The sequence below is a fragment of the Massilia eurypsychrophila genome, assembly GCF_002760655.1.
GTDB lineage: Bacteria > Pseudomonadota > Gammaproteobacteria > Burkholderiales > Burkholderiaceae_D > JAFCUW01.
The window spans coordinates 13219-35710 of record NZ_PDOC01000024.1 but is presented as its reverse complement, the minus strand read 5'-3'; the positions used below and the strand labels follow the sequence as shown (position 1 = coordinate 35710).

26 protein-coding genes and 2 pseudogenes are annotated in these 22492 nt (G+C 66.5%); 18 read left to right on the top strand and 10 right to left on the bottom strand.

The features are described 5' to 3' along the window. Positions 1–3: 3 nt before the first annotated feature. The 9 genes and pseudogenes from CR105_RS23570 to ureG all read left to right on the top strand — a co-directional run bounded on the left by CR105_RS23570 (position 4) and on the right by ureG (position 7010). Positions 4–1632, top strand: coding sequence for a SulP family inorganic anion transporter (locus CR105_RS23570; RefSeq protein ID WP_099792846.1), 1629 nt, complete (start codon positions 4–6; stop codon positions 1630–1632). 57 nt (positions 1633–1689) lie between these two features. Next, positions 1690–1845, top strand: coding sequence for a hypothetical protein (locus CR105_RS28515; RefSeq protein WP_180288291.1), 156 nt, complete (start codon positions 1690–1692; stop codon positions 1843–1845). Between the two features lie 191 nt (positions 1846–2036). Next, complete coding sequence (locus CR105_RS23565; protein ID WP_099792802.1) at positions 2037–2870, top strand: urease accessory protein UreD; 834 nt, start codon at positions 2037–2039, stop codon at positions 2868–2870. Positions 2871–2881: 11 nt separating this feature from the next. Then, the gene (locus CR105_RS23560; protein ID WP_099792800.1) at positions 2882–3184 is read left to right on the top strand and encodes an urease subunit gamma; all 303 of its coding nucleotides are present in this window, start codon (positions 2882–2884) and stop codon (positions 3182–3184) included. Between the two features lie 7 nt (positions 3185–3191). After that, entirely contained in the window at positions 3192–3500 is a 309-nt protein-coding gene (locus CR105_RS23555; RefSeq protein WP_099792798.1) for an urease subunit beta, read from the top strand. After that, on the top strand, positions 3497–5197 hold the full coding sequence (gene ureC / locus CR105_RS23550) for an urease subunit alpha (protein ID WP_099792796.1): 1701 nt from the start codon (positions 3497–3499) through the stop codon (positions 5195–5197). The genes CR105_RS23555 and ureC overlap by 4 nt, the downstream gene beginning before the upstream one ends. 10 nt (positions 5198–5207) lie before the next feature. After that, entirely contained in the window at positions 5208–5714 is a 507-nt protein-coding gene (gene ureE, locus CR105_RS23545; protein WP_099792794.1) for an urease accessory protein UreE, read from the top strand. Then, a pseudogene (locus tag CR105_RS23540) lies at positions 5711–6376 on the top strand (urease accessory protein UreF). The gene ureE and the pseudogene CR105_RS23540 overlap by 4 nt, the downstream one beginning before the upstream one ends. A gap of 16 nt (positions 6377–6392) precedes the next feature. Then, entirely contained in the window at positions 6393–7010 is a 618-nt protein-coding gene (gene ureG / locus CR105_RS23535) for an urease accessory protein UreG (RefSeq protein WP_099792792.1), read from the top strand. Here the strand turns inward: ureG and CR105_RS23530 are convergent. Further along, positions 7007–7630, bottom strand: coding sequence for a 1-acyl-sn-glycerol-3-phosphate acyltransferase (locus CR105_RS23530; RefSeq protein ID WP_099792790.1), 624 nt, complete (start codon positions 7628–7630; stop codon positions 7007–7009). The genes ureG and CR105_RS23530 overlap by 4 nt on opposite strands. A 170-nt stretch (positions 7631–7800) precedes the next feature. Here CR105_RS23530 and arsC point away from each other — a divergent pair, with 170 nt between their 5' ends. Then, positions 7801–8226 (top strand): arsenate reductase (glutaredoxin), encoded by a 426-nt coding sequence (gene arsC / locus CR105_RS23525; RefSeq protein WP_099792788.1) that lies wholly within the window; start codon positions 7801–7803, stop codon positions 8224–8226. Here the strand turns inward: arsC and CR105_RS23520 are convergent. Continuing rightward, positions 8208–8864 carry a DUF2306 domain-containing protein gene (locus CR105_RS23520; protein ID WP_099792786.1) on the bottom strand — a complete coding sequence of 219 codons (657 nt, stop codon included), beginning with the start codon at positions 8862–8864 and terminating at the stop codon, positions 8208–8210. The genes arsC and CR105_RS23520 overlap by 19 nt on opposite strands. An 88-nt stretch (positions 8865–8952) precedes the next feature. Between CR105_RS23520 and CR105_RS23515 the strand changes: the two genes are divergently transcribed. Both CR105_RS23515 and CR105_RS23510 read left to right on the top strand, forming a co-directional pair. After that, positions 8953–9609 carry a response regulator gene (locus CR105_RS23515; protein WP_099792784.1) on the top strand — a complete coding sequence of 219 codons (657 nt, stop codon included), beginning with the start codon at positions 8953–8955 and terminating at the stop codon, positions 9607–9609. Continuing rightward, positions 9606–10988 (top strand): sensor histidine kinase, encoded by a 1383-nt coding sequence (locus tag CR105_RS23510; protein WP_099792782.1) that lies wholly within the window; start codon positions 9606–9608, stop codon positions 10986–10988. Before CR105_RS23515 ends, CR105_RS23510 begins: the two co-directional genes overlap by 4 nt. Here CR105_RS23510 and CR105_RS28510 read toward each other — a convergent pair. Next, positions 10960–11406, bottom strand: coding sequence for a hypothetical protein (locus tag CR105_RS28510; protein WP_131021768.1), 447 nt, complete (start codon positions 11404–11406; stop codon positions 10960–10962). The genes CR105_RS23510 and CR105_RS28510 overlap by 29 nt on opposite strands. A 104-nt stretch (positions 11407–11510) precedes the next feature. Here CR105_RS28510 and CR105_RS23500 point away from each other — a divergent pair, with 104 nt between their 5' ends. Next, a complete protein-coding gene (locus tag CR105_RS23500) occupies positions 11511–11807 on the top strand; it encodes an alpha/beta fold hydrolase (protein WP_099792778.1) in 297 nt (98 codons plus the stop codon). On the opposite strand, the gene pepN is transcribed toward CR105_RS23500, so the two are convergent. Further along, the gene (gene pepN, locus CR105_RS23495; protein WP_099792777.1) at positions 11804–14446 is read right to left on the bottom strand and encodes an aminopeptidase N; all 2643 of its coding nucleotides are present in this window, start codon (positions 14444–14446) and stop codon (positions 11804–11806) included. The two genes, CR105_RS23500 and pepN, sit on opposite strands and share 4 nt — an antisense overlap. Positions 14447–14563: 117 nt before the next feature. Here pepN and CR105_RS23490 point away from each other — a divergent pair, with 117 nt between their 5' ends. Further along, positions 14564–14908 carry an ArsR/SmtB family transcription factor gene (locus CR105_RS23490; protein WP_099792775.1) on the top strand — a complete coding sequence of 115 codons (345 nt, stop codon included), beginning with the start codon at positions 14564–14566 and terminating at the stop codon, positions 14906–14908. Further along, a complete protein-coding gene (locus CR105_RS23485; protein ID WP_099792773.1) occupies positions 14895–15401 on the top strand; it encodes an SRPBCC family protein in 507 nt (168 codons plus the stop codon). Before CR105_RS23490 ends, CR105_RS23485 begins: the two co-directional genes overlap by 14 nt. A 125-nt stretch (positions 15402–15526) precedes the next feature. On the opposite strand, the gene CR105_RS23480 is transcribed toward CR105_RS23485, so the two are convergent. The 4 genes and pseudogenes from CR105_RS23480 to CR105_RS23465 form a co-directional block, all read right to left on the bottom strand. Further along, the gene (locus tag CR105_RS23480; RefSeq protein ID WP_099792771.1) at positions 15527–16585 is read right to left on the bottom strand and encodes an alkene reductase; all 1059 of its coding nucleotides are present in this window, start codon (positions 16583–16585) and stop codon (positions 15527–15529) included. Positions 16586–16594: 9 nt separating this feature from the next. Next, positions 16595–16891, bottom strand: a complete 297-nt coding sequence (locus tag CR105_RS23475) for an ArsR/SmtB family transcription factor (protein ID WP_099792769.1) — start codon at positions 16889–16891, stop codon at positions 16595–16597. Positions 16892–17085: 194 nt separating this feature from the next. Continuing rightward, positions 17086–17445: pseudogene (locus CR105_RS23470) on the bottom strand (DUF1304 domain-containing protein). Between the two features lie 42 nt (positions 17446–17487). Next, entirely contained in the window at positions 17488–18381 is an 894-nt protein-coding gene (locus tag CR105_RS23465) for an EamA family transporter (protein ID WP_099792767.1), read from the bottom strand. Positions 18382–18564: 183 nt separating this feature from the next. Here CR105_RS23465 and sugE point away from each other — a divergent pair, with 183 nt between their 5' ends. Continuing rightward, a complete protein-coding gene (sugE, locus tag CR105_RS23460; RefSeq protein ID WP_099792844.1) occupies positions 18565–18885 on the top strand; it encodes a quaternary ammonium compound efflux SMR transporter SugE in 321 nt (106 codons plus the stop codon). Positions 18886–18888: 3 nt separating this feature from the next. On the opposite strand, the gene CR105_RS23455 is transcribed toward sugE, so the two are convergent. Continuing rightward, complete coding sequence (locus tag CR105_RS23455; RefSeq protein WP_099792765.1) at positions 18889–19668, bottom strand: substrate-binding periplasmic protein; 780 nt, start codon at positions 19666–19668, stop codon at positions 18889–18891. Between the two features lie 266 nt (positions 19669–19934). Here CR105_RS23455 and CR105_RS23450 point away from each other — a divergent pair, with 266 nt between their 5' ends. Both CR105_RS23450 and CR105_RS23445 read left to right on the top strand, forming a co-directional pair. Beyond that, positions 19935–21086: a glycosyltransferase family protein gene (locus CR105_RS23450; RefSeq protein WP_099792763.1), complete on the top strand. Its 1152-nt coding sequence runs from the start codon at positions 19935–19937 to the stop codon at positions 21084–21086. Between the two features lie 51 nt (positions 21087–21137). Then, entirely contained in the window at positions 21138–21419 is a 282-nt protein-coding gene (locus tag CR105_RS23445) for a lipid-A-disaccharide synthase N-terminal domain-containing protein (RefSeq protein ID WP_099792761.1), read from the top strand. Positions 21420–21437: 18 nt separating this feature from the next. Here the strand turns inward: CR105_RS23445 and CR105_RS23440 are convergent, their stop codons facing one another. Next, complete coding sequence (locus CR105_RS23440; protein WP_099792759.1) at positions 21438–22406, bottom strand: M14 family metallopeptidase; 969 nt, start codon at positions 22404–22406, stop codon at positions 21438–21440. Positions 22407–22492: the final 86 nt, after the last annotated feature.

Here is a 22492-nt window from a genome sequence, read left to right as displayed (position 1 = left end):
GGCATGCTGGGCTGGTTGAGGCAGTATCGGCGCGGCCTGCTCGCCGGCGACATCAGCGCCGGCATCGTCGTGGCGATGATGATGATCCCGCAGGGGATGGCGTACGCCATGGTGGCCGGCCTGCCGCCGGTCGTCGGCTTGTACGCCAGCATCCTGCCGCCGCTGCTCTATGCGCTGTTCGGCTCGAGCATGGCGCAGTCTGTCGGGCCGATGGCGATCATCTCGCTGATGACGGCCGCCGCGCTGGCGCCGCTGGCGGCGCCCGGCTCCGGCCTGTACATCGTGCTGGCCGCGCAGCTGGCACTGTTGTCGGGCGTTGTGCTGCTCGTTTGCGGCCTGCTGCGCATCGGCTTCCTGGCCAACTTCTTCTCGCGCCCCGTCATGAGCGGCTTCACCATCGGCTCGGCCCTGGTGATCGCGTACGGCCAGCTACCGGCGCTGGCCGGCGCCGACCTGCCCGCGCTGCACCTGCCAAGCGCGCTGCTTGGCATCGGCTCGCTGCTGCTGTTGCTGGCCGCGCGCAGTTGGCTCGCGCCCTTGCTGCGTCGCCTCGGCATGCGTCCCGCCGCCGCCGATGTCGGCGCGCGCCTGGCGCCGATGGCGGTGGTGATCGGCGCCACCGTGCTGGTCGCCTCGCTCGGCCTCGACGTGCGTACCACCGGCGCCGTGCCCACCGGCTTGCCGAGCCTGAACCTGGCGCTGTCGCACGCACACTGGCGCCCTTTGCTGCAGCCGGCGCTGCTGATCGGCTTCATGATTTTCTTGATCAGCATGTCGGCGGCGCAGGCGCTCGCCCTGAAGCGGCAGGAAAAAGTACACAGCAACATGGAGCTGATCGGCCTGGGCGCCGCCAACGTCGGCAGCGCGCTGACCGGCGGCTTTCCGGTCACCGGCAGCATGTCGCGCTCCGCCGTCAATTTCGCCGCCGGCGCCAATACGCCGCTGGCCAGCGTCATCACAGCGCTGCTGCTCGCGCTCGCGCTGGTCGCACCCACCGGCTGGCTGGCGCTGATCCCGCTGCCGGCGCTGGCCGCCACCATCATCGTCGCCGTCCTCACCATGCTCGAACTGTCGACGCTGCGCGTGGCGCTGCGCTACGACCGCGGCGACGCGCTCGCGCTGGTGGCCACCGCCGCCGGCGTGCTGGCGTTCGGCGTGGAGGCGGGCGTCGTCATCGGCGTGGTGCTATCGATGGGCACCCTGATCTGGCGCGCCAGCCGCCCGCACATCGCGGTATTGGGCCGTATCGCCGGCACCGAACACTTTCGCAATATCGAGCGCTACCCGGCCGGCACCGCACCCGACGTCCTCATGCTGCGCATCGACGCCGGCCTTTTCTTCGGCAACGTCGACGCCGTCAACGCTCGCGTCGAGGACGAACTGGCGCAGCGGCCGTCCACGCGGCACCTGGTGTTGGTGCTGTCGGCCGTAAACGCGATCGACACTTCCGCGCTGTTTGGCCTGGCCGAACTCAATCAGATGCTGCGTGCGCGCGGCATCGGCCTGCACCTGGCCGAAGTCAAAGGCCCGGTGATGGACCGGCTGAAGGCGAGCGACCTGCTGTCGACCCTCAACGGCAAGGTGTATTTAAGTACCGTCATGGCCTGGGACGAGCTGACCGGAAAAACGTGACAACCTGATAGCGCTGTGGCATTGTTCGACACTGCTCAACCCAACAGGATCCTTTCCATGCGCGTTCGCCACCTGATCACCGCCGGCTGCCTCGTCGCCGCGATTGCCTGCTACGCGGCCGGCGCGCGCAATCTCGCCGCATTGATGCTCCTCGGCCTGGCGTTCGAAGTCGCGTTCTGGATCAGGCTCACGCGCTCGAAAAAGCACCCATAAAATATCGCAGTCGGTCCTGCCATTGGCAGGACCGACTCCTCGTGCACGCGGGGACCCCATCTCCCGCACCCTGATGGTGCGCGCCGAGGTGCACTAACGCGCCTCGGCGCACCAGATCTCCGAGCCGGCGCCGTAACTGCGCACCATCGCTGTGCGCCGCTCTTGGCACGCATCCTGCTAACCCTTGGGGCATGCCAGACTGCCCACGCTCCGACCATCCCACCACCACCTGGCGCGCCAGCTTGCGGCTGCGCTTCGCCGACGATGCCGGCGTCACCCGCCTGGTCGAACGCGCCCACAGCGGACCGCTGCGCGTGCAAAAGCCGCTGTATCCGGAAGGCCCGCGCATCTGCCACGCCATCGTCATCCATCCGCCCGGCGGCGTGGTCGGCGGTGATTGCCTCGAACTCGATGCCGGCGCCGGCGCCGGCAGCCACGCCTTCCTCACCACGCCTGGAGCGTCGAAGTGGTACCGCGCCAACGGCCGCGTCTCGCGCCAGGACGTGCGCATCCGCGCCGGCGCCGGCGCAGCCTTCGAGTGGATGCCGCAGGAGACCATATTTTTCGACGATGCGAACGTGGTCCTCGATCACGATGTCCAACTGGAGGAGGGGGCGCGCTACATCGGCGGCGAGATCCTGTGCTTCGGTCGGCGCGCTTCCGGCGAGTCGTTCCGCCGCGGCGTAATCCGCCAGCGCACCCAGGTTCGCAGCGCCGGTAAGCTGGTGTGGTGGGAGCAGGGCGCAGTCGACGCCGACGGCATCAGCAGCCGCTTCGGGCTGCACGGCGCCTCGGTCTGCGCAACGCTCATTGCCGTCGGCCCGCCGATGCCGGCAACCCTACTGGCCAGCATGCGCGCCATCGACCCGGCACTGGCGCTTAGCCAGGTCAAGTCGGTGTGCGTGGCGCGCTACCTGGGCGACGACAGCGAGGCGGCGCGCGGCGCCATTTTTAAAGTATGGCAGGCGCTGCGTCCGCACCTGCTTGGCTGCGATGCGCCGCTGCCGCGCATCTGGAATACATAAAGGACTGGCACATGGACCTGAGCCCACGCGAAAAAGACAAGCTGCTGATCTTCACAGCCGGCCTGCTGGCCGAACGGCGCCTGGCGCGCGGCCTCAAGCTCAATTACCCGGAAGCGGTGGCCCTCATCAGCGCCGCCATCCTCGAGGGCGCGCGCGACGGCAAGACGGTCGCGCAGCTGATGTCGGAGGGCGCCACCATCCTGACGCGCGCCGACGTCATGGACGGCATCGCCGAAATGATCCCCGACATTCAGGTCGAGGCCACCTTCCCGGATGGCAGCAAGCTCGTCACCGTCCACAACCCGATACCATGAGGGCGCCATGATCCCCGGACAATACCTGCTTGAACCCGGCGACATCGAGATCAACGTCGGCCGCCGCACGGCCACGCTGGCGGTCGCCAACAGCGGCGACCGGCCGATCCAGGTCGGCTCGCACTTCCATTTTTTCGAGGTCAACTCCGCGCTGCTGTTCGACCGCGCCGATGCGCGCGGCATGCGCCTCAATATCGCCGCCGGCACCGCGGTGCGCTTCGAACCGGGCCAGCAGCGCACCGTCGAACTGGTCGACCTGGCCGGTGCGCGCCACGTCTACGGCTTCAACGGCCTGGTGATGGGGGCGCTCGAATGACCACCATCACGCGTCAGGCCTACGCCGAAATGTACGGCCCCACCACGGGCGACCGCATCCGGCTTGCCGACACCGACCTGTTCATCGAGATCGAGCAGGACTTCGCCTTGTACGGCGAAGAGGTCAAGTTCGGCGGCGGCAAGGTAATCCGCGACGGCATGGGCCAGTCGCAGCGCTGCCATGCCGACGTGATGGACACCGTCATCACCAACGCCGTCATCATTGACCACTGGGGCATCGTCAAGGCCGACATCGGCATCCGGAACGGCATGATTGCGGCGATCGGCCGCGCCGGCAATCCCGACATCCAGCCGAACGTGACGATGGCGATCGGCGCCGCCACCGAGATCATCGCCGGCGAAGGCGCCATCGTCACCGCCGGCGGCGTCGACACCCACATCCACTTCATCTGCCCGCAGCAGATCGAGGAAGCCTTGATGAGCGGAGTGACGACGATGATCGGCGGCGGCACCGGGCCGGCCACCGGCACCGCCGCCACCACCTGCACGCCGGGGCCGTGGCACCTGCACGCCATGCTGGGCGCCGCCGACGCCTTCCCGATGAACCTCGGCTTTCTCGGCAAGGGCAACGTCAGCCAGCCGGCGCCGCTCGAGGAACAGGTGCGCGCCGGCGCCATCGGCCTGAAACTGCACGAGGACTGGGGCAGCACGCCGGCCGCGATCGACAACTGCCTGGCGGTGGCCGACCGCATGGACGTGCAGGTGGCCCTGCATTCCGACACGCTCAACGAGGCCGGCTTCCTCGAGTCCACCTTGGCCGCGTTCAAGGACCGCACCATCCACACCTTCCATACCGAAGGCGCCGGCGGCGGCCACGCGCCCGACATCATCGCCGCGGTCGGCCAGTCCAACGTGCTGCCGTCGTCGACCAACCCGACCCGCCCGTTCACCGTCAATACGCTCGACGAGCACCTCGACATGCTGATGGTGTGCCACCACCTCGATCCGGCCATCGCCGAGGACGTGGCGTTCGCCGAGTCGCGCATCCGACGCGAGACCATCGCCGCCGAGGACATCCTGCACGACATCGGCGCCATTTCGATGATGTCGTCCGACTCGCAGGCGATGGGCAGGGTCGGCGAAACCATCATGCGCACCTGGCAGACGGCGCACAAGATGAAGCAGCAGCGCGGCGCCCTGGCGCCCGACACCGTCCGCAACGACAACTTCCGCGTCAAGCGCTACATCGCCAAGTACACCATCAACCCGGCCATCACGCACGGTGTGTCGCATGTCGTCGGCTCGCTCGAAGTAGGCAAGATCGCCGACATCGTGCTGTGGAAGCCGGCCTTCTTCGGCGTCAAGCCATCGCTCATCGTCAAGGGCGGCATGATTGCCGCCGCCCAGATGGGCGACCCGAACGCCTCGATCCCGACGCCGCAGCCGGTACACTACCGGATGATGTTCGGCGCCTTCGGTGGCGGCCTCAAAAAATCGTTCACGTTTGTCTCGCAGGCCGCGTTCGACGCCGACATCGGCCGCCAGCTCGGCCTGCAAAAGACGCTCATTCCCGTGCGCGGCATGCGTCATCTGCGCAAGTCCCACATGATCCATAACGGCGCCACGCCGCACATGGAAGTCGATCCCGAAACCTACGAAGTGCGCGCCGACGGTCAACTGCTGGTGTGCGAAGCTGCCGCCGTGCTGCCGATGGCGCAGCGCTATTTCCTGTTCTGAGGGAGCGAACATGCTGACCTTGCACACCAAAATCGCCAGCGCCGCCGACCTGTACGGCCGGCTCGTTCTGCCGTACGACCAGCGCGAAAAATGCCGGCTGCGCGCGCGCCTCGACTCCGGCGAGGAAGTGGCCATCTTCACCGTGCGCGGCACCGTGCTGCGCGGCGGCGACCTGATGACCGGCGCCGACCACCGCGTGGTCGAAGTGGTCGCCGCGCTCGAGCCGACCTACGCAGTGCGCTGCGACAGCGCATTCGTGCTGGCGCGCTGCGCCTTCCACCTCGGGAATCGCCATACCCAAGTGCAGATCGGCGAGGGCATGCTGACCATCCGCGCCGACCCGGTGCTGCGCGAAATGGTCGAAGGACTCGGCGCCAGCGTGGAGGAGCAGTCCGCCGCGTTCGAGCCGGAGCAGGGCGCCTACGCCGGCGCCAGCCACCGTCACGACGACCATTTTCTAGCGCCCGTTCCCGCGCGCCAGAAAATCCACCGGCCTGGCGACCAGGCGCCCGCATGAACGCCGCCGCGCTGCTGCACTTGCTGCAGTTCGCCAGCCCTGCGCTGCCGATCGGCGGCTAAAGCTACTCGCAAGGGCTGGAAACGGCGATCGACGAGGGCTCGGTTACCGATGCCGCTTCGGCGCGCGCGTGGATCGCCGGCTGCCTGCACGACGTCATCGCCACGTGGGATGCGCCGCTGCTCTGGCGCCTGCTCAAGGCCTTCGACGCCGGCGACGACGCCGAAGTAGCCTTGTGGAGCGAGCGCTTCATCGCCTCGCGCGACAGCGCCGAGTTCCGCGCCGAGACGATCCAGATGGGCTATTCGCTGACCAGGCTGGTGGCCGAACTTGGCGTGGCCGACGTCTCGAGGCTGGGCGCCGAAGTCAGTCTGCCCACCGCATTCGCCTGCGCCGTGTCGGCGCTTGGCATTCCGCACCGCGAGGCGCTGCTGGCGATGCTGTTCTCGTGGAGCGAGAACCAGGTGCTGGTGTGCGTCAAGTCGGTGCCGCTGGGGCAGGTGGCCGGCCAGCGCCTGCTGCTGTCGCTGGCGCCCGACCTTGAACAGGCGGCGCAGCGCGCCTGCACGCTGACCGATTGCGCGATGTCGAACTGGGCGCCTGGCTACTCCATGCTGTCGATGCGGCACGAGGTGCAGCATGGACGGCTTTACCGCTCATGAAAAAAAGAGGAACACGATGAGTTCAAATCCACTGCGGGTCGGCATCGGCGGGCCGGTCGGCTCCGGCAAGACGGCGCTGTGCGAGATGCTGTGCAAGGGCATGCGCGACGACTACGACATGGCCGTCATCACCAACGACATCTACACGCGCGAGGACATGGACATCCTGGTGCGCGCCAACGCCCTGGCGCCCGAGCGGCTGATGGGAGTGGAAACCGGCGGCTGCCCGCACACGGCCATTCGCGAGGATGCCTCGATCAACCTGGAAGCGATCGCGCGCATGCAGGCCGACTTCCCGGACCTGGACCTGATCCTGATCGAGTCCGGCGGCGACAATCTCGCGGCCACCTTCAGTCCCGAGCTGTCCGACCTGACCTTGTACGTGATCGACGTCGCCGGCGGCGAGAAGATCCCACGCAAGGGCGGTCCCGGCATCACCCGTTCCGACCTCCTGATCATCAACAAGACCGACCTCGCGCCGCATGTCGGCGCCGACCTGGCCGTGATGGCGCGCGACGCCGCGGCCCAGCGCGGCGCGCGGCCGTTCGTGTTCACCAATCTGCGCAGCGGCGAAGGCGTCGACAAGGTGATGGCGTTCATCCGCGAGCAGGGCCTGCTCGACGCCGTGTACTAACCGACCGTGTCGGCGCCGACGCGCGGCGGCGCCAGCACGATCGGCGCTTCGAGTTCCGGATGCAGGCCGTGGTGGCCGTCGTAGACGGCGGCGATGGCGGCCATGTCGCGCTGCTGGTCGCCGGTCAGCTCCAGCGTGTCGACCACCGACAGCAGCTTGTTCGGGTAGTCGATATACACCAGCAGCAGCGGCACGCGGGCGGTGAGCGCGAGGTGATAAAAGCCGCTGCGCCAGTGCGGGCGGTGGCCGCGCGTGCCCTCGGGCGCGAGGGCGATCCAGCACCACGGCGCCGCTTTCATCGTCGCGGCCAGGCGCGAGGTGGCGCCGGTGGAGGCGCCGCGTTCGACCGGCATGCCGCCCCAGGCGCGCATCGTGACGCCGAGAATCCCCTTGAACAGCGACTCCTTGCCGAGCCAGCGGAACGGCTGTCCGACCGCCCACTTGGCCAGCAGGCCGACCGGAAAATCCCAGTTCGACGTGTGCGGATACACGACGATGACGCCGTGCGGGCCCGGCAGCGGCTTGTAGCGCACCTTCCAGCCGATCAGGTGCAGCAGGCGCAGCGACACGCGCTGCCCGCAGGTGGGAAGTGCTGCCGGGCGCAGCGCATATTGGTCCATCGAATCTCCATCGGCCTGCTGGACAGGCTCTCTTGTGTATTGCTTACATTGCGAAAAAGATTCCGCGTGGCATTTTATAGCGCCCGCCGAGAAGCGGCAAGTAGCCGCGCGGTGTAGCTGCCAGCACCGGGTTAATAGTATGATTCGCTGACCCGAACGACAGGACTTGTATGGACATCACGATTTACCACAACGCCCGCTGCGGTACCTCGCGCAACACGCTGGCGCTGATCCGCAACACCGGCATCGAGCCGACCGTCATCGACTACCTGACCAATCCGCCGTCGCACGCGCTGCTCAAGGCGATGATCGCCGCCGCCGGCCTCACAGTGCGCGGCGCCATCCGCCGCAAGGAAGCCGCGTATGCCGAGCTAGGCCTGGACAACGCGGCGCTCGGCGACGACGCCCTGATCGACGCCATGCTGGCGCATCCGATCCTGATCGAGCGCCCGTTCGTGGTCACCACGCAAGGCGTGCGCCTGTGCCGGCCGTCCGAATTGGTGCTCGACATCCTGCCGCTGCCGCAGCTTGCGGCGTTCAGCAAGGAAGACGGCGAGGCGGTCATCGACGCCAGCGGTCAGCGCATTGCCCGGTAAGCGCTCCGCTGGCCGCGCCACAGCCGCCAGAACATCCAGCCGATGATCGCGATGCCAAGCGCCGACGGCAGCAGCTGCGACCATGGCTGGCCGACGCGGATCAGGTTACCGCTGGCCGCCGACAGCATGCCGAACAGCGAGGCGACCGTCTTGTAGACATGCTCGTAGCGCCACAGCGTCGCGTGCCAGTGGGCCGGGAACCACCAGCGGCACGTGTCGTAGCCGATCACCATCGCCAGCGCTCCCAGCGACGAATACACCACCGCGGTCGAGCCATCGGCCCTGGCGGCGAGCATGACGATGGGCGCCAGCGCGAACGCGAAGGTGGCGGCGCACGCCGTCATGGCGGCGTCGACCAGCGCCGGGCCGCGCTCCCTGGTGTACACCGCGCGCCAGCCGCCGGCGAACTGGTACAGCACCAGCACGGTGAGGATGGCGAACACGGGGATGAAGCGAAACAGCACATTGCCGGCCGCCGCCGACGCGCACAGGCCGAGCGTGAGCCAGGCGAAGCGGCGGCCCAGCTGGCGGTGCCGCGCGGTTCCTTTGGCGCCGGCGAGGATGATAAAGCCGACCGCCATCGCGGCGATGCCGCAGCCGACGTGGATGATTACATTGAGCAGGTGCGTGGGTTGCATTGATGTTCCTCAGGTTCGACAGGTGCAGCCGATTGTAGGGACGCGAACCTTTGGCTTACCCAAAGGTTGAAACCGATATACTCGCCAGATGCACATACTGATCATCGAAGACGACCTGGATCTCGGCGCGGCGCTACAGCAGGCGCTCAAGACCGAAGGCATCAGCAGCGAGTGGCGGCGCCGCGTGGCCCACGCGCCGCACGCGTTTGCCGACGACGACTACGACTGCGCGCTGCTCGACGTTTCGCTGCCCGACGGCAGTGGCCTCGACCTGCTGGCGCGCTGGCGTCGTGCCGGCGTCGCGCTGCCGGTCATGATCATCACCGCCCGCTCCGGGCTGGACGATCGCCTGGCCGGACTCGACGGCGGCGCCGACGACTTCATCATCAAGCCGTTCGCCACCGCCGAACTGGTGGCGCGCCTGCGCGCCGTGCTGCGCCGCTACGCGCGCCAGGCCAGCGAATGCTGGAGCATTGGCGCACTCGAAATCGAGCCGCGCCGCTACCTGGCCCGCCTCGACGGCCGCGAACTGGATCTGTCGCCGCGCGAATTTCACCTGATGCTCGAACTGGCGCGCGCACCCGGCACGGTGGTGCCGAAAGGCGTGCTGGCGCAGCGGCTGGAACCGCTCGGCGACGCCGTCGACTTCAGCGCGCTGGAAGTGCACGTCTCGAATTTGCGCCGCAAGATCGGCGCGGAGCGCATCCGCACCGTGCGCGGCATCGGCTACATGCTGGCCGCATGAGGGCGCAACCGACCCTGGTGCGGCGCGTGGTGCTGGCGCTGATGCTGGCGTTCGGCCTGATCTTCGCGCTCAATCTGGCCGTCATCTATTGGCAGGTGACCGACCAGGGCCGCCTCGACGCCCGCCTGCGCGCGCGCGCCGAGCGCCTGCTGGTGTCGCTCGACGGCGCCACGACGGCCGGCGAGGCGCGCATGCTGGCCGGCGCGGTGGCCGGCATGCTGAACCAGTCGGTCGGCGATGCGCCGGCACTGGCGAACCCGCGCGCACAGCGTCCGGCCGGCGTGCTGATGGTGCTGTCGGACGCCGCCGGCACACCGCTATATCGCTCCGCCGGCCCATCGTGGACGACGCCGCTTGCCGGCCAGGCCGCCGACGTCGCTGCCGATGGGCGCAGCTGGCGTGTCTACCGCGCCACCTCGCCACGCTGGTCGGTGGCGCTGGCCGAAGAAAAATTCGCCCCCGCCGCGCTGCTGCTCAGGATCAGCCGGGACATGGGCTTTTATCTGCTGGTGTCGTTCGTGCTGGTGCTGGGCGCGATATGGCTGGCAGTGTCGAGCGGATTGCGGCCGTTGCGCCAGTTGTCCGAGACGATTGCCGCGCGCGGCGCCGACGAGCTGCAGTCGCTCGGCGTGAGTGCGGTGCACGCCGAGTTGACGCCGCTCACCTCGAGCATCGACCGCCTGCTGGCGCAACTGCGCAGCAAGATGGAAACCGAGCGCGGTTTCGTGCAGGACGCGGCGCACGAACTGCGCACGCCGCTGGCCGTGATTTCGGCTCAGGCGCACGTGCTGGCCACAGCGCCGGCCGGCGAGCAGCGCGCCGGCGCCGAGCGCGACATGGACCGCGCCATCGGCCGCGCCTCGCGCCTGATCCGCCAGCTGCTGGCACTGGCGCAGGCCGACAGCGCGCCGGCGGCCACGGCGACGGCGACCGACGTCGCCCAGCTGGTGCGACAGGAGCTGGCCTCGCTGGCGCCGGCGGCGATGCGTGCCGGCGTCGACCTGTCGCTCGAATCGCCCGACACGCTGGTCCATCACGTCGACGTGCACGCGCTGCAGTCGATTTTGCAGAACCTTGTGTCGAACGCGGTCGAGTACGTCGGCAGTGGCGGCCAGGTGCTGGTCGACCTGCGCGCGCGGGCCGGGGCGCTGGCGTTGACCGTGTCCGACGACGGTCCAGGCATCGCGCCGGAAGATCACGCGCACATATTCGAGCGCTTCCGCCGCGGCGCGGGGCAGCAGGCGGTGGGCTCTGGCCTCGGCCTGGCCATCGTGCGGCAGGCCGCGGCGCGCATGAATGGCGTCGTGCGGCTCACGCCTGGCCTGGGCGGCAAAGGCTGTGGTTTCGTCGTCAACTTGCCGTCGGCAGAAAGGAGTTAGCATGCAACGCATTCAGATCAATCCACCGGGCGGTCCGATCGAGCTCGAAGTGGCCCTCATCGGCGCCGGCGAGCCGCTGCTCGTGTTCCTGCACGAAGCGCTCGGATCGCTGGGCGGCTGGGGCGACTGGCCGCAGCAGTTGTGCAAAGCGGCCGATTGCCGCGGCCTGGTGTTTTCCCGCTACGGCTACGGCCACTCGCAGGCGCGGCCCGCACGCCAGGACTGGACCGCCGACTATCTGGACATCGAAGCGCCGCAGAATCTGCCGGCGCTGTTCGAAGCGCTTGGCATCGACGCCGAGAAGGAAAGGCCGATCCTCTTCGGCCACGGCGACGGCGGCACCAATCGCGCTGCAGTACGCAGCCGCGTTTCCGCAGGCAGTCGGCGCCATCATCGTGCTGGCGCCGCATTTGTTCATCGAGCAGGTCGCGCGCGAGCGGATACTAATGATGCGCGGCGTGGCCGGACGGCCGGCTGCGCGCTTGGCTGGCGCGGCGGCACGACGACCCCGAGGGCGTGTTCATGGGCTGGAGCGGTTGCTGGACGGGGCCGCATTTTGCCGACTGGGATATCCGCGCCACGCTGGCGAGCATCCGCTGTCCGACCCTGGCGGTGCAGGGCAGGCAAGACCAGTTCGGCACGCTGGAGCAGCTGGACGAACTGAAACGCCAGGCGCCGCACGCCGAACTGCTGGTGCTCGAGGAGTGCCGCCACATCCCCCATGAAGAACGGCCCGACGAAGTGCGGGCCGCTGTAGTGGACTTCTTGCGCAACACCGGGGTCAGACCTAGGTATGACCCCGGTGTTGCAAACGTTTAACCCTTCGACACCGTCAGCGCCTTCTTCATCATCAGGCAGCGCTGGTCTTCCTGGTGCGTCGTCAGCAGCGAGCGCCGGGTCGACGCCGACAGGTCCTTGTACTGCGCGACGGCCGTGTCGAGCCGCTTCACGCTGGCCGGCGTGCAGCTGGCCGGGATCATCGTCGCGTAGCTGCGCATGTAGACCGGGCCGGCTGCCTTGTCGATGGCCGGTAGCCGCGCCAGGCGCGTGGCGGCACTCGCTTCGCTCAGCGCAGTCTGCTCGACCGGGTACAGGCTGCCCATCGCCACGCGCACCTTGGAAAACGGCAGCGTGGTCTTCAGGTCCTCGATCTTGGCCAGCCATTCGGCCTTGGTCTGCGGATCGGGCCGGACCACGGTCGCGGCAATCGCGGCGGCCTGGCCGCTGTCGGACTTGTCGCGCGCCTGCTCGGCGACGATCAGCTCGGCACTGCCAGGATAGTCGAAGCGGTTGAGCCGGCCGATGATGGACCAGCGCACGTCCTGGCTGATGTTCAGCCCTTCGACCTTGAGCTTGCCGTCAAGCAGCGCGGCGAGGCGGTCGAGCGCGATCTTGCTGCTCGACACGCCGAGGTAATGGCCAAACCAGCGGCGCTGGAAGTTGCTGTCGCCCTTGTTCGCCTGCACCGCGGCCCACGCCTGCTCTTCCATCGCGTCGCCGGTCTTGCGCACGTACGCCGGGTCGGCCTGCATCATCTCGATGTAGCGGCGCGACTGCGACATCATGCCGAGCACATTGGCCAGCAGGGTGTAATCCTTTTCCGACGACGCATTCGCCAGCGCGGTCTTGATGAACTCGTTGAGCGGCAGGTGGCCGTCGCGCACGCCATCCCACAGGCTCTGCCACAGCATCGAGCGCAGCAGCGGGTCTTCCACCGACGCCAGGCTGGCCTGCGCGGTGGCGAACGAACGCTTGTCGAGCTGCACCTTGGCGAAGCCCCAGTCCTGGTAGTTCGGATACACCAAGTCAGGGCAGGCGCTGCCGACCAGCCCCGGCACCTTGGTGCTGACGCCGTTGTAGGTGACCGGTACGTTCTTGCCGAGCACCATCTTGCCGCCTTCGACCTTGAAGGTGGCCACCTGGACGCGCTGCTCGCGCAAGGTCGGCAGGGCCGCGCTCGGCGCGCTTTGCTGCAAGGTGAAATTGTTGATCTTGCCGTTCGCGCAGCTGTACTTGGCGGCGATCGTGTTGACGCCGGCGTTGTACAGCCACTGCTGGGTCCACTTGCTGAGGTCGCGCCCGGCCGCTTCGCCGAGGCTGCCGATGAAGTCGTCCAGGGTCGCGTTCTTGTAGGCGTACTTGACCAGGTAGTTGTGCACGCCCTTGCGGAACACGTCTTCGCCGAGCAGGTGGCGCAGCTGCATCAAGGTCGAGGCGCCCTTGGCGTAGGTGATCGAGTCGATGTTGTCGAACGCGTTCGCGGTCGACGCCACCGGCACTTCGATCGGATGGGTCGCGAACGACTGGTCGGTAAAGTAGGCGCCTTGCTTGGCGCCCGAATAGAAGCTCTGCCACGCATTCTTGAATTCGGTCGACTCGGCCAGGCCCAGCGTGCCCATGAAGGACGCGAAGCTCTCGTTCAGCCACAGGCCGTTCCACCATTTCATCGTCACCAGGTCGCCGAACCACTGGTGCGCCATCTCGTGCATGATGGTCGAGGCCAGGCCCTGGCGCTGGGCGGCGGTCATCTCGGCCTTGTGCAGGAAGCCGCGCTCGCCGAAGGTGACGGCGCCGGCGTTTTCCATCGCGCCGTACAGGAAATCAGGCACCAGCAGCTGGTCGTATTTTTCGAACTGGTAAGGGATGCCGAAGTACTCGTCGAAGAACACCAAGCCCTGCTTGGTGTAGCGGAACCAGTCCGCCGGCGTGACTTGCGCGGCCACCGACTGGCGCGCAAACAGGCGCATCGGATACTTGGCGCTGTTGTCTTCCCATACCTTGTACGGGCCGGCGTGCAGCGAGAAGTTGTAGGCGCTCAGTTTCTTCGATGCCGGGAACGTCCAGCGCTGGCCGGCCGGATCATCCTTGACCGCGCTCTCGCGCGTGGTCGAGACGACGACCCAGTCGGCCGGCGCCGTGACGTTGACCTGGAATGTCGCCTTCAGGTCCGGCTGGTCGAACAGCGCGAACATCTGGTGCGCGGCGGCCGGCTCGAAATGCGAATACGTGTAGACCTTGCCGTCGACCGGATCGACCATGCGGTGCAGGCCTTCGCCGTTGGTGCTGTGCAGGCGCTGGTAGGTCACCGCCACGGTGTTGCGGCCCTTGACCAGGTCCTGCGGCTGCAAGGTGATGAAGAACTGGTTGTACTGCGGCGTCATCGTCTTGCCGTTGACCACCAGCGCGCTGATGGTCGCCTTGTTGAGGTCGATGGTCAGCGGGGTCGACGTGTCGCTCAGGTCGAAACTGATCTTGCTGGTGCCGCTAAAGGTTTCTTTCCCCGTCAGCGCGAAGTCGAGCACGTAGTCGACGTTGGACACGCGGGCCGATCGGGCCGCCGCTTCCGCCTGCGTCAGGTAGGTGTTGTCGGCACGGGGCGGCAGGCTGGCTGCAACGGCGGAGCCGCTGGCGATGGCGGCAATGGCGACGGCGAGCAGGCGGGGAGCGAATGGGTTCACGAAGTATCCTAGAGAGGGGTGCAGCCCGGCAGAATAGCACGGCAATACTGGAAAGAAAATCTTGACTTGATATGTATATCGCAGTACTTTACCATCTGGTTAAATAAGTGTATTGACATGGACGGCGACCAACTCAGCATCACCTTCGCGGCGCTTGCCGACCCGACCCGGCGCGCCATCCTTGCGCGGCTCGCGCACGGCGAGGTGTCGGTCACCGAACTGGCCGCGCCGTTCGCCATCAGCCTGCCGGCCGTGACCAAGCATCTGCACGTGCTGGAGCGGGCCGGACTGGTCTCGCGCAGCCGCCAGGCGCAGTGGCGCCCGTGCAAGCTCGAAGCGGCGCCGCTGCGCGCGGCCTCCGGCTGGATCGACGATTACCGCGAACACTGGGAAGCCAGCCTCGACCGGCTGGACACGTATCTTCATCAACTTCAACAGGAGCCTGCAGATGATCAATCTTGACGCCAATGTGGATTTCCATATCAGCCGCACCTTCAATGCACCGCGCGAACTGGTCTTCAAGACCATGACGGAGACCGATCACCTGCGGCACTGGTGGGGACCGAAAGGCTGCCGCATCGAAGTGGCGAGAAATGAGCCGCAGCCAGGCGGCATCTTCCACTACTGCATGCATTTCCCGGGCGGGATGAATATGTGGGGGCGCTTCGTCTACCGCGAGCTTGTCGCGCCGGAGCGGCTTGTCTACGTCAACGGCTTTGCCGACGCCGACGGCAATGCCGCGCCAAATCCGATGAGTCCGAACTGGCCAATGGAGATGCTGATCACGGTGACGTTGACGGAGGAGGGTGGCAAGACGGTGCTGAAGCTGGTGTCGGCGCCGATCAACGCGACCGAGCTGGAGCGCGCCAATTTCCTGGCCGGGCATGCGTCGATGCAGGGCGGCTTTGGCGGCATGTACGACCAGTACGAGGAGTACCTGGCCAAGTTGGCGTGATCGCTGCTCTTGCGTGGTAGGGGTACCGGCCTGCGCGGGTACGACGGTCCTTGCGATCGACCAGACTCTGAGTCGTCGTTCCCGCGGAGGCGGGAACCCTTACCACTTGGCACAGTGATAACGCGTTACGCAGCCAAGGCGGGATAGTCCGTGTAGCCCTCAGGACCGGAGCCATAAAACAGCTGCGGGCGCACCTCATTGAAGCCCGCATTGTCCTTCAAGCGCCGCGGCAGATCCGGATTCGCAATGAACAGCTGCCCGAACGCGACCGCATCGGCCTTGCCTGAACTCATCAGCTGCTCGGCGCTCTCGCGCGTCATCTTTTCGTTAGCGATATACACGCCGCCGAATTCCTTCTTCAGCAGCGGGCCGATGCTGTCGTCGCCGATCGCTTCGCGCGCGCAGATGAACGCGATGCCGCGCTGCTTCAGTTCGCGCGCCACGTAGCCGAACGTTTCGGCCGGGCTCGAATCGCCCATGTCGTGCGCGTCGGCGCGTGGCGCCAGGTGCATGCCGACACGGTTCGCGCCCCACACGGCGATGCACGCATCGGTCACTTCCAGCATCAGGCGGGCGCGGTTCTCGATCGATCCGCCGTAGTTGTCGGTGCGCTTGTTGGTGCTGTCTTGCAGGAACTGGTCGAGCAGGTAACCGTTGGCGCCGTGGATTTCCACGCCGTCGAAGCCGGCCAGCTTGGCGTTCTCGGCGCCTTTGCGGTACGCGGCAACGACGCCGGCAATTTCCTCGGTCGCCAGCGCGCGTGGCACGGCATAGCTACGCATCGGGCGCAGCAGGCTGACGTGGCCGTTGGCGGCGATCGCGCTCGGCGCAACCGGTGCATTGCCGCCGAGCAGCTCAGGATCGGAAATGCGGCCAACGTGCCACAGTTGCAGGAAGATCCGACCGCCAGCCTGATGCACCGCATCGGTGACGATCTTCCAGCCCTCGACCTGTTCGTCCGACCAGATGCCTGGCGTGTCAGCGTAGCCGACGCCTTGCGCGGTGACCGAGGTCGCTTCCGCGAGGATCAGGCCGGCGCTGGCGCGCTGCACATAGTATTGCGCCATCAGCGCGTTCGGCACGCGGGCGCCGCCGATGGCGCGGGCGCGCGTCAGCGGCGCCATGATGATGCGGTTCGGCAGTTGCAGGTCGCCAATGGTGATCGGGTCAAATAATGTCGTCATGTAAAGCTCCTAGAGTCCGTCTTGCATATGGGTGAGGAAAGCCTGGATGGTTTCCTCGTTGCGTTTATAAAAAATCCACTGGCCGACCTTGCGCGACGTGACCAGCCCGGCGCGCTGCAGCGCGGCGAGGTGGGCCGACACGGTCGACTGCGACAGGCCGGTACGCGCATCGATCAGGCCGGCGCAGACGCCGATGTCGAGCGGGTGATCCTGGTGAGCGAAGTGCTCGTGCGGATCTTTCAGCCAGCACAAAATCTGCCGCCGCACCGGGTTCGCCAGCGCCTTGTGAATTGCATCGATGTCCAACTGAGTCTCCTTGTATCGGGTTTCTGCGAACCTAATATCGCCATCTTACGATATATCCGCAAACCCTGCTTCCGGCGCGTTACACCTTCGGGGTCAGACCCCGATTTAGTTCCGCAACTCAGGCGAAATAAAGCAGCGCGAGCGCAATTGCTCCTGCACATTTTGGGGTCAGACCCCGATTTGGTTCCCGCCGATCAGGCGAGAAAAAGCAAGGCCAGTGCGATTACCGCCGGCAGCGCCTGTATATAGAGGATGGTGCGCTTGACCGTTGCCGCGCCCCACACGCCGGCCACCGCCACGCACGCCAGGCCGAACACGGCGAAGGCGCGCGCCACCGCCGCATCCGGATGCAGCAGTCCCAGCACTAGCGCGGCCACCAGGAAGCCGTTGTAGCAACCCTAGTTCGACATCGCCGGCGCCATCATCTCGGCCTTCTCGGCGCTGAGCCCGAACACGCGCCGCCCGCGCGTCTTGAACAGTACCGTCTCGAGCAACACGAAATACACGTGCAACAGCGCGATCAACGCAATCAGTACCTGGGCGCCAATGGCCATGGAGAACTCCGGAATGGGAAGAGTTCCTAGTGTACAGCTTGATTAGTAGCGGGCCGCGGTCGCCATCGCCCACAGCCGGGCGCCGAACTGATTCAACGCCAGGCCGCCGAGCACCAGCACGCCGGCCGCCACCTTCCACCACTGCAGCGATTCGCCCAGCAGCAGCGTCGCGCTGAGCATGCCGACGATCGGCACCAGCAACGTAAACGGCGCGATCGTCGCGGTCGCATATTTTCGCATCAGCATCGACCAGATGCCGAAGCCGAGCAGCGTATTCGGGTAGGCCTGGAACAGCAGCGTCATCAAGGTCTTGCCGCTGAACCGGTCGACCGCCAGTTGCCAGGCGGCGGCGCCTTCGACGATCCATGACAGCGTCAGCAACGGCGGCGTGGCCAGCAGCGACGCCCACACCACCAGCGACAGCGCGCTGACCTGGCCCATCTTTTTGGTGGCGATGTTGGCCACCGCCCAGCAGCCGCCAGCCAGCACCACGCACGCGAAGCCGATCAAGGTGGCCTTGCCCTCCAGATGCACCGCCACCAGCGCCATGCCGCAAAATGCCACGAGTGCGCCCATCAACTGCACCGCCTTCGGCCGCTCGCCGAGCACCAACACCGCCAGTCCCATCGTGAAGAATGCCTGCAACTGGACCACCAGCGACGCCAGGCCGGCCGGCATGCCAAGCTTGAGTCCGGTAAATAACAACGAGAACTGAAATGCGAACTGGAACATGCCGTAGATCGCCAGCAGCCGCCACGGCAGCTGCGGCAGCTGCGGCCGCTTGACGAAGAACACCAGCGGCAGCGCCGAAAACAGGAAGCGCAGCGCGGAGAACAGAATCGGCGGCAAGTCTTGCAGGCCAACCTTCATCACCACGAAATTGACGCCCCAGATGATGACCACGCCGAGCGCGATGAAGATGTCGGAAACGGTCATCGTGTGCTTCATGCAGCTATCCTTGGGGGCAACGTCGGGGTCGGGTTGTCGATTATGGGCCACATCGGCCGTCGCTGCAGGCGGGCGCGGCCGTCAGGTTGACCGCCGCTCGCCGCGCATGCTAAGTTGGCGTTCTTTTTTCACCCCGGCACGGACGACCCTGCCAACATCAAGGAGTTCGCCATGAGCTGGTTCATTCTGTTTTTAGCCGGCCTGCTGGAGGTGGCCTGGGCCGTTGGCCTGAAGCAGACCGCCGGCTTCACCCGGCTGTGGCCGTCGGTGTTTACCGTCGTCGCGATGACCGGCAGCGTGCTGCTGCTGGGCCTGGCCTTGCGCCATCTGCCGCTCGGCACCGCCTACGCGGTCTGGACCGGCATCGGCACGGTCGGCACCGCCATCGTCGGCATGGCGGTACTCGGCGAGCCGGCCGGTGCATTGCGCCTGTTGTCGATCGCGCTGATCGTCGCCGGCATCGCCGGCCTGAAGCTGCTCACGCCTGGCTGAGCTCTACCGCGGCCGCGCCCAGCGCTCGTAGATGCGCGCCAGTTCGCCGTTCGCCTTCAGCCGCGCCAGCGCGCGGTCGATCATCGGCGCCAGCGCCGGATCGGCCTTGCGGCTGACCCAGAAATACACCGGCTCTTCGTTGAATACGGCCGGCAGCATGCGCACCTTGTCTTCCAGTCGTCCGGCGTGGATGAAGTACAGCAAGGTCAGCTCGTTCATGTACGTGTAGCGGCCGTGTCCGTGCAAAATCTTGCGCAGGTTGACGATGCTGTCGCCGGTGCTGTCGTCGACGGCGATGCCGCGCTCCTTGAGCTGCAGGATGTAGGCCGAGCCGCGCGCGGTGTTGACGAGCGGCTTGAGCCGCACCAAGTCATCGAAATTGTTGACCACTTGCAGGTCGTCGGCCGCCGCGGCGAGCCGGTGCCTGACGTCGTACAGTGTCACGCGCGAGCGGATCGCTACACTTTGCCGGCGCGGCGAATCGAGCAGCCCGCAGGCGGCGTCCACGCGCCCCGTTTCGAGCGCGTTTTCGATTACCAGCAACGACCGGCCGCGGTCGAAGCCTTGGAACTTCAGGCGCGGCTCGATCCGTTCGATCGCCGCCAGGATCTCCGGGCACAGGCCCTGCGGCGGGCCGCCCTCGACCAGCCACTTCGGCGGAATGCTCTCCTGCGCCATGATCTGCACGGTCATCTGCCCGCTGGCTGCGGCCTTGCCCGCCAGCAAGGCGCAGGCCAGCCAACCGGCGAGGCGCCCGAGCTTGATGTCTCCGCTAATTTTCATTTTTAGTAGATAGTTAGGTAACACAATGAGCTGATTGTCGCATGAAACATATGTACAGAGTTACGTTTCTTGTTGCTACCGGGTAAGTGAGGACGGAAGGCAACAGTGGACCGATACGCAGCCGCGGGTGCCCCCGCGGCCGCCGCAATCCGCACTTTGTCCATATCTGCGTTCGTTTGACGTGGATCGCCTGTGCCAGTCGACACACGGAGAACATGGGGTATCTGCCTGCCAAGGCACGCCTGTCCTCATGTACTGGAATACCAATGAACGACTCCGCCGGCGCCGATGCCTTGCTCAATCTGTTCCTCGCGCTGGCGATGTTCGACATCTACCGCTACATGGAGCAGCCCCACAAGCGCTACAGCCGCCGCGCGTTTCTATGGATTGCGCTAGGCGTGCTGACCAAAGGCCCGGTGGCGCTGCTCATTCCGTTCGCCGTCAGCGCCATTGCGTTCGCGCTGCACGGCAAGTTGCGCGAATGGCGCGAGGCCGTGCTCGACCCGGCCGGCTGGGGCATCCTGCTGGCGGTGGCGGCGCCCTGGTATGTGACCGAACACCTTCGTCAGGGCGACGCCTTTATCGCCGGCTTTTTCATGCACCATAACGTCGAGCGATTCATGACGCCGCTGCAGGGCCACCGCGGCAATGCCTTCTACTATGTGCCGGCCGCGCTGCTGCTGCTGCTGTTGCCGTACAGCGGCCTGTTCCTGCGCATCCTGCCCGCCGTGCGCCAGCTGCGTGCCCGGCCGCTCGACACGTTTCTGTGGTGCTGGTTCCTGCTCGTGCTGGTGTTCTTCTCGCTGGCGGCGACCAAGCTGCCGCACTACCTGCTGTATGGTGTGACGCCGCTGTTCGTGCTGATGGCGATGCGGTGCGGCCTGCTGCAGTCGCGGTCGCTGGCGTTTGCACCGCCGGTCCTGCTGCTGGCCGCCGTGGTGGCGCTGCCGGCTGCGCTGCAATACTTCGGCGCCGGTATCGGCGAGCCATACCTGCGCGAAGCGCTGACGCGCCGCGAGGCATTCGGTCTCGGCTACCGGGTGGCGGCGCCGACAGCGCTGCTCGCCTGCCTGGTGCTGGCGTTGATGCCGCGCTACCAGGTGTGGCAAAAACTGGTGGCGAGCGGCCTGCTGTGCGCGGCCACGGTTGGCGGCCTGCTGCTGCCTGCGCTGGGCGAACTGCAGCAGGGGCCGGTGAAGGAAGCGGCGTTGATTGCCCGCGACGCCGGGTTGCTGGTGCGCACCTGGCACGTCAATGTGCCAAGTTTCAGCGTCTACCGCGGCAAGATCACCGAAAGCGCCACAACGCCGCGACCGGGCGAGGTATTGCTCACCCGTAGCAGCAAACTCGGCGAGCTGGGCGCGTTCGAAGTGCTGTACCACAAGGGCGGCGTGCTGCTGGTCAGGCTTGCAACTTGAGGCTGACAATGGGTCCGCAGCTGGTGCGACGACAAACGAAAGGAGGATTCGATGGACCCTGAACTATTGTGGCTGGCCGTCGGCTTCGGCGGCCAGAGCCTGTTCATGCTGCGCCTCGTCATCCAGTGGCTGCACAGCGAACGCCAGCACCGAAGCGTGATTCCGGTCTCGTTCTGGTATTTCAGCCTCGCCGGCGCCGTCGTGTTGCTGGTCTATTCGGTGCACCGGCGCGACCCGGTGTTCATCGCCGGCCAGCTGCTCGGCGTGGCGATCTACCTGCGCAACGTGATGCTGATCCGCGCCGAGCAGGCCGCGCGCGACGCCGCGGCGTGAGCGGCGCGACCGGTTCGGTCAGTCGCGCGCGAACTGCGGATTGGGCTGGGTCAGGTAGTACCACTCCTGGTTCGCGCCTGCATTGACGTCGGGGAACAGGATGCGTCCGTCCAGCTCGGACAGCACCGGGGTGCCGTCGGCGCGCACGCCGATCTGGTCGCCCTTGCTGACCGCATCGAAACTCGACCAGGTGCGCACGAACGCGTCGGCCGGATCGGCCTTGTCGTGCACCACCACCATCGACAGCGCTTCGACCTGGTCGGCCGGCACCGGCGCCGGCGCCGGCGCGTCGATCACGTTCAGGAACGCCAGCGTGTTCCTGATGGCGCGGTAGGCCACTTCGGGCGCGGCCGGATCGTTGTGCTGGCCGCACTCGAGCGTGAGCGCATAACCGCCGGTGCTGCGCATGTATTCGGTGGTGCCGACGCCATAGCGCAGCACCGTTTCGAGCTGCGACGCGTCGCTCATGCGGCGCTGCACGCCAGCGCCGTAAGTGCCGAGCCAGCCGTCGACGAAGCGTCGCACGCCGAGCCGGCGCGCCAGCGCGCGTTCTTTCGCGGCATGCTTGAACGGCTGCAGCGGGCCGTCGTTGTCGAGCGGCCCCATCATCACGAACGGCTCGCTGTCGGCATTGAACGAGTGCAGGTCGAGCAACACATCGTGCTGCGCCAGCAGCGGGCACAGCCAGTTGGCGATCTGGTCTTCGAAGTCCTGCGGATTGTCGTTCGGGAACAGGTTGCGGTTCAGGTTGCGGTCGCCCGAGCGGCGCACCAGCCGGTAGGCGAGGGGATTGGTCACCGGCACGAACGTCACGCTGCCATTGACCACCAGCAGCTTGCCGCTGTCGATCTCTTCCATAACGCGTAGGATTGCCATGGTGCCGCACGTTTCGTTGCCATGGACGGCGCCGGTGATGATCAGGCGCGGACCTTTGCCCAGTCCGGTGTAGTTGATCGATTTGAACTGCAGGTCGCGTGCGGTGGTCATTGCTTGGCTATCCCTCAAAAATTGGCTGTCGACATTTTATCGGGAAACACTGGCGCGTGCGGAAACTGCATGGCATGATTTGCGCT

Excerpts from the sequence above, each read along its gene's own strand:
- ureE (WP_099792794.1), top strand. The coding sequence starts at position 5,208 with ATGCTGACCTTGCACACCAAAATCGCCAGCGCCGCCGACCTGTACGGC.
- CR105_RS28515 (WP_180288291.1), top strand. The coding sequence starts at position 1,690 with ATGCGCGTTCGCCACCTGATCACCGCCGGCTGCCTCGTCGCCGCGATT.
- CR105_RS23515 (WP_099792784.1), top strand. The coding sequence starts at position 8,953 with ATGCACATACTGATCATCGAAGACGACCTGGATCTCGGCGCGGCGCTA.
- CR105_RS23570 (WP_099792846.1), top strand. The coding sequence starts at position 4 with ATGCTGGGCTGGTTGAGGCAGTATCGGCGCGGCCTGCTCGCCGGCGAC.
- CR105_RS23485 (WP_099792773.1), top strand. The coding sequence starts at position 14,895 with ATGATCAATCTTGACGCCAATGTGGATTTCCATATCAGCCGCACCTTC.
- CR105_RS23565 (WP_099792802.1), top strand. The coding sequence starts at position 2,037 with ATGCCAGACTGCCCACGCTCCGACCATCCCACCACCACCTGGCGCGCC.
- CR105_RS23500 (WP_099792778.1), top strand. The coding sequence starts at position 11,511 with ATGGGCTGGAGCGGTTGCTGGACGGGGCCGCATTTTGCCGACTGGGAT.
- CR105_RS28510 (WP_131021768.1), bottom strand. The coding sequence starts at position 11,406 with ATGAACAAATGCGGCGCCAGCACGATGATGGCGCCGACTGCCTGCGGA.
- CR105_RS23440 (WP_099792759.1), bottom strand. The coding sequence starts at position 22,406 with ATGACCACCGCACGCGACCTGCAGTTCAAATCGATCAACTACACCGGA.
- sugE (WP_099792844.1), top strand. The coding sequence starts at position 18,565 with ATGAGCTGGTTCATTCTGTTTTTAGCCGGCCTGCTGGAGGTGGCCTGG.
- arsC (WP_099792788.1), top strand. The coding sequence starts at position 7,801 with ATGGACATCACGATTTACCACAACGCCCGCTGCGGTACCTCGCGCAAC.
- CR105_RS23465 (WP_099792767.1), bottom strand. The coding sequence starts at position 18,381 with ATGACCGTTTCCGACATCTTCATCGCGCTCGGCGTGGTCATCATCTGG.
- CR105_RS23510 (WP_099792782.1), top strand. The coding sequence starts at position 9,606 with ATGAGGGCGCAACCGACCCTGGTGCGGCGCGTGGTGCTGGCGCTGATG.
- CR105_RS23445 (WP_099792761.1), top strand. The coding sequence starts at position 21,138 with ATGGACCCTGAACTATTGTGGCTGGCCGTCGGCTTCGGCGGCCAGAGC.
- CR105_RS23450 (WP_099792763.1), top strand. The coding sequence starts at position 19,935 with ATGAACGACTCCGCCGGCGCCGATGCCTTGCTCAATCTGTTCCTCGCG.
- CR105_RS23490 (WP_099792775.1), top strand. The coding sequence starts at position 14,564 with ATGGACGGCGACCAACTCAGCATCACCTTCGCGGCGCTTGCCGACCCG.
- CR105_RS23455 (WP_099792765.1), bottom strand. The coding sequence starts at position 19,668 with ATGAAAATTAGCGGAGACATCAAGCTCGGGCGCCTCGCCGGTTGGCTG.
- CR105_RS23555 (WP_099792798.1), top strand. The coding sequence starts at position 3,192 with ATGATCCCCGGACAATACCTGCTTGAACCCGGCGACATCGAGATCAAC.
- CR105_RS23560 (WP_099792800.1), top strand. The coding sequence starts at position 2,882 with ATGGACCTGAGCCCACGCGAAAAAGACAAGCTGCTGATCTTCACAGCC.
- CR105_RS23480 (WP_099792771.1), bottom strand. The coding sequence starts at position 16,585 with ATGACGACATTATTTGACCCGATCACCATTGGCGACCTGCAACTGCCG.
- ureG (WP_099792792.1), top strand. The coding sequence starts at position 6,393 with ATGAGTTCAAATCCACTGCGGGTCGGCATCGGCGGGCCGGTCGGCTCC.
- ureC (WP_099792796.1), top strand. The coding sequence starts at position 3,497 with ATGACCACCATCACGCGTCAGGCCTACGCCGAAATGTACGGCCCCACC.
- CR105_RS23520 (WP_099792786.1), bottom strand. The coding sequence starts at position 8,864 with ATGCAACCCACGCACCTGCTCAATGTAATCATCCACGTCGGCTGCGGC.
- CR105_RS23530 (WP_099792790.1), bottom strand. The coding sequence starts at position 7,630 with ATGGACCAATATGCGCTGCGCCCGGCAGCACTTCCCACCTGCGGGCAG.